The 12,988-nt window shown below is 59.4% G+C and carries 11 protein-coding genes and 3 tRNA genes; 4 read left to right on the top strand and 10 right to left on the bottom strand.

Features of this window, described 5'->3' with window-relative positions; all coding sequences use genetic code 11:
* Nucleotides 1–73: IS3 family transposase (locus tag ACTQ1S_RS07545; protein WP_441015707.1), on the top strand; the 73-nt coding region annotated here is incomplete at its 5' end.
* Between the two features lie 103 nt (nucleotides 74–176).
* Here ACTQ1S_RS07545 and ACTQ1S_RS07550 read toward each other — a convergent pair.
* The 10 genes from ACTQ1S_RS07550 to ACTQ1S_RS07595 all read right to left on the bottom strand — a co-directional run bounded on the left by ACTQ1S_RS07550 (nucleotide 177) and on the right by ACTQ1S_RS07595 (nucleotide 11,910).
* Nucleotides 177–253: transfer RNA gene (locus ACTQ1S_RS07550), tRNA-Ile, on the bottom strand.
* Between the two features lie 4 nt (nucleotides 254–257).
* Nucleotides 258–333, bottom strand: a tRNA-Ala gene (locus ACTQ1S_RS07555).
* A 67-nt stretch (nucleotides 334–400) separates the two neighbouring features.
* A tRNA-Ile gene (locus ACTQ1S_RS07560) sits at nucleotides 401–477 on the bottom strand.
* A 297-nt stretch (nucleotides 478–774) separates the two neighbouring features.
* Nucleotides 775–3,486, bottom strand: a complete 2,712-nt coding sequence (gene gyrA, locus ACTQ1S_RS07565; RefSeq protein WP_441547442.1) for a DNA gyrase subunit A — start codon at nucleotides 3,484–3,486, stop codon at nucleotides 775–777.
* Between the two features lie 185 nt (nucleotides 3,487–3,671).
* Nucleotides 3,672–5,702, bottom strand: a complete 2,031-nt coding sequence (gyrB, locus tag ACTQ1S_RS07570) for a DNA topoisomerase (ATP-hydrolyzing) subunit B (RefSeq protein WP_427717924.1) — start codon at nucleotides 5,700–5,702, stop codon at nucleotides 3,672–3,674.
* A 104-nt stretch (nucleotides 5,703–5,806) separates the two neighbouring features.
* Complete coding sequence (locus ACTQ1S_RS07575; RefSeq protein ID WP_441056457.1) at nucleotides 5,807–6,370, bottom strand: DciA family protein; 564 nt, start codon at nucleotides 6,368–6,370, stop codon at nucleotides 5,807–5,809.
* The gene (recF, locus tag ACTQ1S_RS07580) at nucleotides 6,357–7,463 is read right to left on the bottom strand and encodes a DNA replication/repair protein RecF (RefSeq protein ID WP_441547426.1); all 1,107 of its coding nucleotides are present in this window, start codon (nucleotides 7,461–7,463) and stop codon (nucleotides 6,357–6,359) included. Before recF ends, ACTQ1S_RS07575 begins: the two co-directional genes overlap by 14 nt.
* A gap of 9 nt (nucleotides 7,464–7,472) precedes the next feature.
* Entirely contained in the window at nucleotides 7,473–8,576 is a 1,104-nt protein-coding gene (dnaN, locus tag ACTQ1S_RS07585) for a DNA polymerase III subunit beta (protein ID WP_427729028.1), read from the bottom strand.
* Nucleotides 8,577–8,814: 238 nt separating this feature from the next.
* Nucleotides 8,815–10,518, bottom strand: coding sequence for a DnaA ATPase domain-containing protein (locus ACTQ1S_RS07590; protein WP_441547427.1), 1,704 nt, complete (start codon nucleotides 10,516–10,518; stop codon nucleotides 8,815–8,817).
* A gap of 15 nt (nucleotides 10,519–10,533) precedes the next feature.
* Nucleotides 10,534–11,910, bottom strand: a complete 1,377-nt coding sequence (locus tag ACTQ1S_RS07595; RefSeq protein ID WP_441547428.1) for an ATP-binding protein — start codon at nucleotides 11,908–11,910, stop codon at nucleotides 10,534–10,536.
* Nucleotides 11,911–12,255: 345 nt separating this feature from the next.
* Between ACTQ1S_RS07595 and rpmH the strand changes: the two genes are divergently transcribed.
* The 3 genes from rpmH to yidD are packed head-to-tail and all read left to right on the top strand — an operon-like array spanning nucleotide 12,256 to nucleotide 12,970.
* Nucleotides 12,256–12,390 carry a 50S ribosomal protein L34 gene (gene rpmH, locus ACTQ1S_RS07600; RefSeq protein ID WP_019127408.1) on the top strand — a complete coding sequence of 45 codons (135 nt, stop codon included), beginning with the start codon at nucleotides 12,256–12,258 and terminating at the stop codon, nucleotides 12,388–12,390.
* Nucleotides 12,391–12,410: 20 nt separating this feature from the next.
* Nucleotides 12,411–12,749 carry a ribonuclease P protein component gene (gene rnpA, locus ACTQ1S_RS07605; protein ID WP_154516785.1) on the top strand — a complete coding sequence of 113 codons (339 nt, stop codon included), beginning with the start codon at nucleotides 12,411–12,413 and terminating at the stop codon, nucleotides 12,747–12,749.
* Nucleotides 12,746–12,970: a membrane protein insertion efficiency factor YidD gene (gene yidD, locus ACTQ1S_RS07610; RefSeq protein WP_154516787.1), complete on the top strand. Its 225-nt coding sequence runs from the start codon at nucleotides 12,746–12,748 to the stop codon at nucleotides 12,968–12,970. Before rnpA ends, yidD begins: the two co-directional genes overlap by 4 nt.
* Nucleotides 12,971–12,988: the final 18 nt, after the last annotated feature.

Genomic DNA, 12,988 nt, shown 5'->3' on the forward strand with positions numbered 1-12,988 from the left:
CACGAGGAGGCGCCAGGTTAAACTGAAGGGACTGACCCCGGAGGAGTTCCGGAGACAGTCCCTTGCGGCGTAGTTCTTATTTAAGCCGTCCAAGTTTTGGGGTGCAGTTCAATTAACTGCTCCAACGGGTAAGAAAAAAGCCCCGAGGCAATGCCCCAGGGCTCTTAACGTTTTGATGGTGGACCTGACAAGATTCGAACTTGTGACCTCCCGGTTATCAGCCGGACGCTCTAACCAACTGAGCTACAGGTCCATCATGGTGGAGGTTAGGGGGATCGAACCCCTGACCTCAGGCTTGCAAAGCCCGCGCTCTCCCAGCTGAGCTAAACCCCCACGGAGACAGTAATAAACACCCCAGCGGCGACTCGGCTCTCGCTGGGGTGTTTATTGCGAAAGAAAGTGGTGGACCTGACAAGATTCGAACTTGTGACCTCCCGGTTATCAGCCGGACGCTCTAACCAACTGAGCTACAGGTCCATCGCGCAAGGGATATATTAGACGAGTCGTTACGCGCGCGTCAACAACTTTTTTGAAAATCTTTGGGAGGGGTGGTCGCTGGGCTGGCGAGATAGTGTTGGTTTGCTGCTCGGGCAGTCCTGCGCAAGACGAAGGCCACATTAAGTGGCCTTCTTTGCGTGCGGAACTCGCGACAAACCAACACTATCTCGCCAGCCCAGCGACCATGGGGTCCCAAGGTTTTCAAAAAAGCGGTCGGCGCACTGTGCGCCGACCGCCGATATATGGGGTCTGATGATTTTTACCAGCTAGGGCCTCTTACTCGTCTAGGAGATCCTCTGGCATGTCGTTGCCGTCGCCTAGGTCGACTGGGGCCTCTTCGGTGACGTCTGCGGTCTCGGCACTTTCGCCCTCGGGCTTCTCTTCGGCGGCCGTCATGCGGGCAACGGCGCACACGCGGTCGTCATCGCTTACGGTCATCATCTTGACACCCTGCGTGGTTCGACCGGTCTGGCTGATCTCGTCGGTCTTGACGCGAATGACCGTCGCGCCCTCCGTCACGATAAACAGCTCATGCTGCGGGCCGACCGCCTTCATGGCCGCAAGGTTGCCCTTGCGCTCGGTCATTTGGATGGTGTAGACACCCTGGCCGCCGCGGTTTTGCTCCGGATAATCCGAGACTGGCGTGCGCTTGCCGTAGCCGCACTCGGTAATGACAAACAGGTCGCCCTCGCCGTTGGTGACCTCCATGCCCAGGACACTCACGCCGTCCTTCATGCCAATGCCGCGGACACCGCTGGTGTCGCGGCCGGTAGCGCGAACCTGGTCCTCGGGGAACATGATCGCCTTGCCCGCAGTGGTGGCCATAATGATCTTATCGCCCTCGCGCACGCGGCGCACGGCGAGCAGCGCGTCGTCGTCCCTCAGGTTGATGGCGATGAGGCCATCGCGGCGGCTGCGATCATAGGCGCTCATCACGGTCTTCTTGACCATGCCGTTCTTGGTGGCAAACATCAGGTACTCATCGGCTGGGAACTCACGACAGCTAATGACGCTCGCGATCTTCTCACCTTCCTCAAAGGGAAGCAGGTTGACGATTGCGGTGCCGCGCGCCTGGCGCGTACCAACCGGCAGCTCGTGCACCTTCAGACGGTAGACCTTGCCCTTGCTCGAGAAGAACAGCACATACTCGTGGGTGGACGCGATAAACATCTCGTCGATAACGTCGTCCTCTTTAAGGTTGACGCCCGACACGCCCTTGCCGCCGCGCTTCTGGGCACGGTAAGCGGCCACCGGGATACGCTTCACATAGCCGGTGTGGGTGATCGTCACGACCATGTCCTCGTCGGCGATGAGGTCCTCGACGTCCAGATCCTTCTCGACCTGGCTGATCTCGGTGCGGCGCTTGTCGCCAAACTTCTTGGAGATCTCGCGCATCTCTTCCTTGATGACGCCCAGAATCTTCTCCTCGTGCGTCAGAAGGTCCTCGTAGTAGGCGATAGCACGGCGCAGGCCGTCCAGCTCTTCCTGGATCTTGTCCCGCTCCAGGCCGGTCAGGCGACGCAGCTTCATCTCGAGGATGGCCGTGGTCTGCTCGGGCGTAAAGCCAAAACGCTCGATCAGGCGGCTGCTGGCCTCGGAATCGGTCTGCGAGGAGCGGATGATGCTAATGACCTCGTCGATATGGTCGAGGGCCATAAGGTAGCCCTCAAGGATATGTGCACGGGCCTGGGCCTTTTTAAGGTCAAAGTGGGTGCGGCGGGTGACTACGTCGACCTGGTGGTCGATGTAGTGCTGCAGCATCTCGCGCAGGCTCAGGCATTTAGGAACGCCATTGACGAGCGCCAGATTGTTGGCACCAAAGGTGGTCTGCAGCGAGGTGTACTTATACAGGTTGTTAAGTACGACCTGCGGGATAACGCCCTTCTTGAGCTCAATGACCAGACGGATGCCCTTTTGGTTGGACTCGTCGCGCATATCCGAGATGCCCTCGATGCGCTTGTCGTTTACGAGCTGGGCGATTTTCTCCTGTAGGGTGCCCTTGTTGACCATGTAGGGAATCTCGGTAAAGACCAAACGGCTTCGGCCGGTCTTGGTGGACTCCACATGGGCCTTGGCACGCACGGTGATGGAACCGCGGCCGGTCTCGTAGCTCTGCCTAATGCCGGCGCTACCCATGATGATGGCACCGGTGGGAAAGTCCGGGCCGGGCATAATCTGCATGAGCTCGTCGACGGTGGCGTCGGGGTTATCGATCAGGTAGCAGGTGGCCTCGATCGCCTCGGTGAGGTTATGCGGGGCGATATTGGTGGCCATGCCTACAGCGATGCCTTGGCTGCCGTTAACCAGCAGGTTGGGGAAGCGTGCGGGCAGTACCACGGGCTCGGCGAGTGACTCGTCGTAGTTGGGCTGCCAGTCGACGGTATCCTTCTGCAGGTCGCGGAGCAGCTCCATGGCGGGCTTTGCCAGACGGCTCTCGGTGTAACGCATGGCTGCGGCACCGTCGCCGTCGATGTTGCCAAAGTTGCCGTGGCCGTCGATAAGCGGCGTGCGCATGGAGAACCACTGCGCTAGACGAACCATGGTCTCATAGACCGCGGAGTCGCCGTGGGGGTGGTACTTACCGATAACTTCGCCGACCGTCCAGGCCGACTTCTTGTGCGGGCGGTTGGGGTAGATGCCGCTCTCGTTCATGGCGTACAGGATGCGGCGGTGCACCGGCTTTAAGCCGTCGCGCACGTCCGGCAGGGCGCGTGCCGTAATGACCGACATCGAGTACTCGATAAACGACTGCTTCATCTCGCGGCCAAACTCCGAAATCTGGAGCTGGCCGCCGTTGATGTCCTCGCCGGCCGAGGCACCGCGATCGACCGCGCCAAAGCTCTCCTCGAGCTCGGCGTCGTCATCCTCTTCCTCTTCATCCTCGACATCGGGGTTGTAGGAATCCGGATCGCCGTCCTCGCCCTGCTCGGCGCGGGCGAGCAGGCGCTTCAGATCATCGGGCATACCGGCGTCGCCGGCCTCGTCCATACCCTCGTTGTTGTTGATATCGTCTGCCACGTTACCTCCTCATGGTTTGCGTGGTCCATTAGTTCCCTACCACGGAGACGGCTTTTCCAGGTGCCGCAGATTCGCCCGAGAGAGGAGGGAAGCGTACTTGGGTACGCGACCGACGGTTGAGGGCGAAGGTGCGGTGGCTGGGAAAGCCGAACAGGTTAGGCATCTAAGAAGCGTGCATCATGCGCGTGTTTTTCAATGTACTCGCGGCGATAGCCCACCTCGGAACCCATGAGCTCGCGTACGGCACGGTCCGCCACCACGGCATCCTCGATCGTCACGCGCTGCAAAATGCGGGTCTTGGGGTCCATCGTCGTCGAGGCAAGCTGCTTGGGGTCCATCTCACCCAGGCCCTTGTAGCGCTGGACGGTATAGCCCTTGCGCTTCTTGGTGATCTTGCCATCCTTGGCCTTGCCGTCCTCGTCGTTGTCGTCGGGGTTCAGGCCCAGGCTCTGAATGGTGTCGCGCAGAATCTCGTCTTCGGGCTGTCGGCCGTTGGGATACACGTAGTGGATCTTGTTGCGCACCTTAATGCCAAAGATGGGCGGGCAGGCAACATAGACATAGCCGGCATCGATCAGCGGACGCATGTACTTGTAGAAGAACGTCAGCAGCAGGATGCGGATATGCGCACCGTCGACATCTGCATCGGTCATGATGATGATCTTGTGGTAGCGCGCCTTGGTGATATCGAAGTCGCCGCCGTCGCCGGCGCTCGTCGTAACGCCGCAACCGATCGCGGTGATCAGCGACTGGATGGTGTCGCTCGAGAACGCACGATGGTCGCCCACGCGCTCGACGTTCAGAATCTTGCCGCGCAGGGGCAGAATCGCCTGGATGTCTCGGCGACGGCCGTCCTTGGCCGAACCGCCTGCCGAGTCGCCCTCTACGATGAAGAGCTCGGTCAGCTCGGCATCGCGCACCGAGCAGTCGGCGAGTTTGCCGGGCAGCGACGCCGTCTCGAGCAGGCTCTTGCGACGGGTCGCCTCGCGCGCCTTGCGGGCGGCGTTGCGGGCCTTGCAGGCCTGCTGCGCCTTCTTGACGATCTCGCGGGCGGGCTTGGGGTGCTCCTCAAGGTAGTCGGCAAGACCGTCGGTCACAATCTTGAGCGTAAGCGCGCGCATGTAGGAACTACCGAGCTTGGCCTTGGTCTGGCCCTCAAACTGCGGATCGGGCAGCTTGACCGAGATGACGGCCGAGAGACCCTCGCGCACATCGTCACCGCTCAGGTTGGCCTCTTTCTCCTTAAGCAGGTTCTGCTTGCGGGCGTAATCGTTAATCACGCGGGTGAGGGCGGTGCGGAAGCCCTCAAGGTGCATGCCGCCCTCGGGGGTGTAGATGTCGTTGGCAAACGACATGACGTTCTCGCCATAACCGGCGTTCCACTGCAGGGACACCTCGACCTCGCCCATCTTGGCCACGGGCGCATCCGGGTCCGATTTACCCTCAATGTAGATGGGCTCCTTAAAGGCCTCGGGGACGTCCTTGCCGTCGTTGAGGAACTTGACGAAGTCGATGATGCCGCCCTCGTAGCAAAACTCCTCCACGCGGGGAGCCGCCTCGCGCTCGTCAGTCAGCACGATCTTGAGGTTCTTATTGAGAAACGCCGTCTCTTGCAGACGATTGTGCAGTGTATCGAAATCGTAGACGCAGGTCTCGAAGATCTCGTCGTCGGGCCAGAAGGAGACGGTGGTGCCCGTCGAATCCGAGGTGCCCACGACCTCCATCTTCTTGACGGTCTTGCCGCGCGAGAATTCCATCTCGTAGATATTGCCGTCGCGGCGCACCTGTACGACCACGCGCTTGGACAGGGCGTTGACAACGGAGATGCCCACGCCGTGCAGACCGCCGGAAACCTTATAGGCCGAGTTATCGAACTTACCGCCGGCGTGAAGGATCGTCATGACGACCTCGAGCGTCGGAATCTTTTTGACAGGGTGCTCGTCGACGGGGATGCCGCGCCCGTTATCGACGACCGTAATGGAGTTGTCGGCGTGGACCGTCACCTGAATCTCGGTGCAGAAACCGGCCATGGCCTCGTCGACGGAGTTGTCAACGATCTCCCACACCAGGTGGTGCAGACCGCTGGCGCTCGTCGAGCCGATATACATGCCCGGGCGCTTACGGACGGCTTCGAGACCCTCGAGGATCTTAATTTCGCCGCCATCGTAATCGTTTTCGTTTGCCACACGTCCTCCTTCGGTTAAGAAAATCTGTATAGCCTTACTATTTTATCGTAAAAAATACCCTCGGGGACGAGGGTATTTGCCTATACAAGGCCACCAGATGCGATTTAAGACTCTTTTTTGCTTTGCACGCCCTTGGCCCACTCGGCACTGGCCCTCATGGCGTTCTGGAGGGCCTCACGCAGTTTTTGGTCTTCGATGGGCGACACCTGGCGCTCGATCTCGGCGCGCTCGGCTTCATTCAGGTCGGCATGCGGCGCGGGCGGGCGCGGGGGCGCGACCGGGCGCAGGCGCTCCTTTGCCGCGGGCGGCGTGTGGCCGGGACGGGTCGTCTTAAATACCAGGCCATCCACATGCGCGCCGGCACGCTCCATGCGTGCGCGGATTATCTCGCGCAAAAGTGTCATCTCCTGTGTCCACGAGGGCGAATCGAGATACACCAGCAGCTCGTTGGACTCGGGAAGATAACGCAGCCCCGTCACGTGCCGGCCCTCGCGCGTGCCCGAGCACACCGCGTTCCAAGCACGGTAGACCGCGCGCGATTCCTCGGCGGCCTCCATTTGCGCACGACGCTCGGGCGTAGCCGACGCCAAGATGCGCTGGCGCTCGGCACCCAAAAAGTCACTGAAGGCAGCCGTGCCGTTCTCACGCTCGTAATTAGCATGCCTCACCCATGCTCACCACCTTGGCTCGATCAAGTAACTCATCGGTAAAGTATCCCAAATTGGTGGTGGTTATGACTGTCTGGATGTCGTCGCCGATCAGCTGCAAAAAAGCGGCGCGGCGATCGCCGTCGAGCTCGCTCATCACGTCATCCAAAAGCAGCAGCGGGGCGGTACCCAGAATATCGCGGGCTACGGCCACCTCGGCCACCTTCCAAGCCAGGACCAACGTACGTTGCTGACCCTGACTGGCAAACGAGCGAGCCGAGCGGCCGGCGACCGAAAACTCAATCTCGTCGCGGTGCGGACCCACGAGTGTCACGCCGCGGCGGATTTCCTCGTCGGCGCGCTCGTCGAGCGCCGCGAGCATGCGCTCGTATGCCCAGCCCCTCAGCTCCTCGCGGTCATCGGTCTGGGGCAGCTCCCCCAACGTGGACGCATAGGCCACATCGGCCTCCTCCCCGGACGCAACCAGCCCGTAGGCATTGCGCACGTGGGCGGCCAAGCGATCGAGCAGGGCCAAGCGGTGCACCAGCAGGGCCGATCCGGCGCGGGCAATCGACTCATTCCACGCACCGAGCATCTCGCGACAGCACCATGTCTCTTTGAGCAGGGCGTTGCGCTGCGTCACGCAGCGGCCGTAGGCGCTTGCCAGATCGGCATAGCGGGCGCTCAGCTGCACGCCAAAGTCGTCGAGCGCGGCGCGACGCACGCTGGCACCGCGCTTAACCATATCCAGATGATCGGGGCAGAACAAAACACTCGGCAGCACGCCGCGCACGCCAGAGGCGGCACATCGCTTGCCGTTGCGGCTAAACGAACGCTTACCGTCCTCCACGCATAGGCCCATGTCCAGCACGCGGCCATCGCCCTCGAGCCTAAGCTCGGCCTTGCACAAACCCGTGCCGTCGTGCACAAGCTCGACGGCAGTGGAATGCCTAAACGAGGCGCCGCTCGTTAGCAGCTGCAGCGCCTCTATGAGGTTGGTCTTTCCCGCCGCGTTGGGCCCCGCGAGCACCGTCACGCCATCGCTCAGTTCCAGGCAATAGCTATCGAAGCTGCGGTAGCGCGCGACGGAAAGATCGCGGGCGAACATGGCCATAGGGCGCCGCTAGATGCGCACCGGCATGACCAGGTACAGATAGTTGATCTTGTCGTAGGACTTAAAGATGCCGGCCTGCGAGTAGCTCTTGAGCTCCAGCGTGATCTCCTTCTCCTTGGACAGGGCGTTGAGACAGCCAAAGATGTAGTGGTAGTTAAAGGCAATGGTGCCCGACTCGCCCTCGGCCTCGACATCGATCGTCTCCTGCGCCAGATCCTGGTCATTGGAGATGGAGGACAGGCCCATCTGGCCGTTCTCGACATCGATCTCAAACTTGACGGCGGGGTTGGCGCTCGCGATGACCGCCACGCGCTTGAGGGCGGCATTAAAAGCCGCCACGTCGATCTTGACGCTCGTTACGCACGAATCGGGGATGAGCTGCTTGTAGTTGGGATACATACCCTCTATGCGGCGCGACACGTAGGTGGTGTTGCCGGCTTCAAAGACAACCTGGGTGTCGGTGGCACCGATCATAATGGTCGCCTGGCTCGCCATGATGCTCAGGGCGTCGTTGAAGGCATCGGCCGGCACGTTGAGCTCAAAGGAGCCCTCGAGCGTCGAGGTCTCCACCTGCGTATCGCACACGGCCAGACGGAAGGAGTCGGTCGCCACCAGGCGCACGGTGTTGTTTTCTACTCTCATATGCACACCGCCCAGGATGGGGCGGGCCTTGTCGGTCGAGGTGACGCGCCACACGCGGCTGACCATCTCGGACAGAATGTCGGTCGGGAGCTCAACGGCGCTCTCGATGGCATAGGCCGGGAACTCGGGGAAATCGTTGGCATCGAGCGTATTCAGGCGGAAGGAACTCTTCTCGCAACCGATCAGCACCTGGCGCTCCGAAAGCTCAAAGGTAACTGGGGCATCGGGAAGGGTCTTGGTGATGTTGGAGAGCATCTTGCAGGGGATTACCATCTCACCTTCCTCTTCCACATGTGCCGCGATGCGATGACGAATCGAGATAGTGTAGTTAGAGGTTTGGAATTCCAAGATGCCGTCTTGTGCCTTGATGAGCACGCCCGACAGAATAGGGAGGGTGGATGCCGAAGCGACACCCTTCATGACGACGCCGATTGCTTGCGTAAGCGAGCTCTGGCTGACGGTGAACTTCATCTTTTAATACCTTTCTATAGATATAAATATCTTAATAATAGTAATAGTACTGACGAAACTGTTGATTACTCCCAAACATGCAGGTCAAACCCAAAAAGAGAATCGACAGTTCCCTGTGTGCAACAGGGGTCGTTTTCCACGTTCAAAACCTGCGCAAAACTTTTCATCGGAGCGGGCTGGGTTTTAGACACCTTATGCCCGCGGTTTCGACAAGTTTTCAACAGGTGTGCCTATTTCCCTACGAGCGCAGTGTAATTTTGTCTCGTAGCGATTTGAGGTCCTCGGTCACGGTCCGGTCTTCCTGGATCATCTTCTGGACTTTTTTGTAGCTCGTGCTGACGGTCGAGTGGTTGCGGTTGCCAAACTCCGCACCCACGGCGGTGGTTGTCATCTCGCACATCTCGATCGCTAGGTAAATGGCGATATGGCGAGCCTTGGCGATATTGGCATTGCGGCGCGGACCAATGAGCTCCTCATGCGTCACGCCGTACTGCTCCTCGATAACAGACTGAACTGTCTGCACGTTGATCTTTTTGGCCGACGTTTCGAAGTACTGGCTGGCGATGGCATCGATGTCGTCGAAGCTCAGCTCGCTACCCTCGCGCTCGCGGTCGCCCGCCTCCCCGGCGCAGCGCTCGCAGAAGCTCTCGAGCTCACGGATGTTGGTGCCCGATACCTCCGCCATATGTTTAAAGTGCTCGTCGGTCAGATGTCCGCTGTCGCCACCGTAGGCCGCCAGCAGCGAGTCGTCGCCCGCCTCGGGCGCCGCCGCGATCGTGTTCTCGTAATAGCGCTGCAGAATCTTGTACTTCATCTCGTAGCTGGGCTCTGCTACCAAGCAGAGCATGCCGGCGTTAAAGCGGCTGGTCAGGCGCTCGTCCATGTTCAGGTCCTTGGGCGCACGGTCTGCGGCAATCACGACCTTCTTGTTGTTGCGGATAAACTCGTCCATGAGCTGGAAAAAGTAATCCACGCTCGCGCGCTTGCCGATGATGTTTTGGATGTCATCGATGATGAGCACGTCCACGCCGTGGTATGCCTGCATGATGGGGGCGTTACTCTTCTTTTGGCGGTCGAATTCTGTCATCAGATCATCGATGTATGCCTGTGAGTTGGCGTATTTCACTTTGATCTCGGGCGACTTCTCGGCGAGCTCGTTTTTGATGGCGAGCAGCAGGTGGGTCTTGCCCAAGCCCGATTTGCCATAGATGAACAGGGATGTGCAAGTACCGCGTTCGTCTGCGAGTGCGGCGAATTTAAGCGCCGAACGATAGGCGTGGCTGTTTTCGGGGCCGTAGACAAAGTTTTCGAAGGTGAATTTTGAGTTGGCCACGAGGGGCGCGCCATCGGCGTTCTGCTCGCCCGGCGCCGCGGCCGTGGGGACGCTCACAGGCGATGTCGAGACTGGTTTTGCGCTCCTGGCGGGTGCCACGCCCTTCATCTGATTCATCATGCGGCGGAAATCGTCGGCCGACAGCGTGTTTTTGATCGCGATGCCCGGTTCTTCGCCCGGCGCCGCGTCGTGCGCGACGGGCATGTGTGAAACGCTGGGCGCGGTTGCTACCGGCGCGGCTGTTGCGTGGGGCATGGTTTCACGGGAAACATCGCTCGCATTGGTCTCCAGAGCCGCCACGGGGGCGACGATCGTCAAAGGGGGAGTGACGGGTGCCGCCCCTGTGGCGCCTGTCGTGGGACCCTGCGGGGCCACGATGTTGAGCGCGATCGGCGCAAAGGCAATCTCTTCTAGGTAGTGCTCGATAGTCGGCTGGTGCTTTTTGAGCTGCGCAATGGCAAAGCGCGACGGTGCCTCGATGGTCAAGGTGTCCTCGGTCAGGCTCACGGCACGCGATTGCCCCAACATGTTGATGAGGCGTGCATCTTGGCCGTCGCGCTGGCAAAAGGCGATGGCATCCTCCAGGATGATGCTTGCTTCCTCGTCCACTGTCTCTCCCGTTCCTTAACTTTGGGCACGCACGCGAGCGCTGCCGAGTTCGGTCAGATGGTATTTCTGACCGTGTTTGATTACCAAGCCGGCCTGCGCCAAGTCATTGAGTGTGCGTGACCACGTGGGCGCGGAGTTTCCAAATGCTCGCGCCAGGTCGGTGGCGCCGCACTCTTGGTTTTGAGCCAGATATCCCAGCGCCGCGTTGCCGCGCTCGCTCACAAATATGTCCGGTTGCGGCTGTGCGTATTGATTCGCCGCATTAGGATACATCATTTGAGCTGCTGGTTGTTGAGAACTCTGCATGGTTGGCATCGGCTGTTGAAAACTTTGCGGCCACTGTTGGTATGGCTGCGGCGGCATCTGCTGGGCCCAGGGATTGTACGGCTGCGGCATCTGCTGATACGGCTGCTGATAGCCCTGGGGATACTGCTGCATATATTGCTGGGAGTATCCCTGCTGCGGCATATATTGTCCCGGATATGCCTGCGGGTACGGTTGGAAGCCCATCTGCCGAGTTCCTTGCATGCCCGTCACCTGCTGCATCGCGGCTGCATCCAAATCGGCCGGGACCATGGACTCTGCCGAGCCTTGAGTTGTCGTCTGTCCCGCGGGCTGGGGGTCCTGCATGGGCGGCATGCCGGGTTGATGCATCTGCTGCGAAGCCATGGGCTGTTGTAGTGGGGACGCGGCCATGGTTTGCTGCGGAGTCATCATTGCTTGCTGTGGAAATGCTCCCGGCAGTGGGTATTCCGACCCCTGGGCCTCGGGGCGCACGGCTGCCCCGCGCCCTCCCGCGCGCTCAATTTCCTGCACGCGCTTGGGGTCGAGGCTCACCGTGACGACGGTGCCGTTGCCCATGTTGTCTTCGATGGAGACTGCCCCGCCGGCGTTTTCCAGGTATTCCTGCACCATGGGAAAACCTGCCCCGGTGCCGCGTATATACCGCTTCATCTTGCTGTTTGCGCTGGTGACGCCAAAGTCGAAGGCGCGCTCTTTGTCGTCGATGCCCGGACCTTGGTCGGCAAAGCGGATAGTTTCCCCGCCATCCAGGATCGAGATAATGGGCTCGGCAAAGTGGGCGTGGATAAAGTTTTCGACAATCTCGCGGATAACCATGAGTGAGATGTGTCCGCCTTGCTCTTTCATGCACTGGTAGACGGTGTTAGTCGTCTCTTCCAGATACGTGCGGATGTCTTGCGGCTCGATGACGATCACGCGCGGGGTCGAAAGCATGTCGTCATAGACGGCGATGCGCGCCGCATACATGGTTTTTGGTGTCTGTTTCGATGTCTGCTCGCCCTCTTTGCGCTCTTCGCGTACGCCGTTGATGTGCTCGTTGTCGGGTGCCGGGTCACCGGAATCGACCATGGTGTAAAAGTCGTCAGACATGCCGCTCGCAATCTTTCAAAAGGTTTCGGATAAATAGTAGCTCACCGCGCAATGTTTCTCATCTTTCGACAAGTTTTCAAAACATGTTGAAAACTTTGGAAAATGGGCGAAAAGTTCTCAACATTGGCAACATGACCTGTTGAAAACTCGGTGAAATATCGTGAAAAGTTGGAGTCATACTCAAAAACTCATCCGGCTTATGGCGGAACCGTGTGAACTGCGCAACCTTTTACCTTTGATTTCTTGACATTTGAACATTGATTTCCCTACAATCTTCAAGCTCACGTGTCTATATCTGCGTCCGCGCCCTCGCGGACACTCGAAATGCAGCAGGAGGAACTTAAGATGAAGCGTACGTATCAGCCTAATAAGCGTAAGCGTGCCAAGACCCATGGCTTCCGTGCCCGTATGGCCACCAAGGGTGGTCGTGCCGTGCTCGCCCGTCGCCGCGCCAAGGGCCGCAAGCGTCTCACTGTCTAGCAGCGATACACACATCTCGCATGAAGACTATTAAGTCTCGGCAAGATTTCGAGCATGTGTTCAGTCAGGGGCGTCGTTTCAATCATCCTCTGATTCGAATGACCATATGTGAATCGGTTGGCGAAGGCGACTCTGGAAGGGTCGCCTTCGTTGGTGCTAAACGACTCGGTTGCGCAGTTGTGCGCAATCGTTCTAAGCGTGTGATGCGCGAGGCCGCCCGCAGCTGCGGATTTCCCGTTGCGGGTTATGACATCATCTTGTTCGCGACCCCCAAGACGAGGATCTCGTCGCCGGAGGAGATGAACGAGGCATTGCGTTCGCTTGTGATACGCGCCGGCGTTGCCGGGGAGGAGCGATGAGCAATCACGTTTTGCGACGTGTTGCCATCGCTCCTATTCGCATATATCAACAGGTTATTTCGCCCTTATTGCCTGACGCCTGCATTTATTATCCAACGTGTTCTCATTACGCCGTCCAGGCTATCGAGAAATACGGTGTTTGTAGAGGCTGCTGGCTTGCCGTGAGGCGCATCGCTCGCTGCAATCCCCTGCACGTCGGCGGTTATGACCCTGTGCCCTAGCGGGCACTCGCTATCGGA

The sequence above is a fragment of the Collinsella sp. LCP21S3_D3 genome (assembly GCF_052118305.1).
In the GTDB taxonomy this organism is placed as follows: domain Bacteria; phylum Actinomycetota; class Coriobacteriia; order Coriobacteriales; family Coriobacteriaceae; genus Collinsella.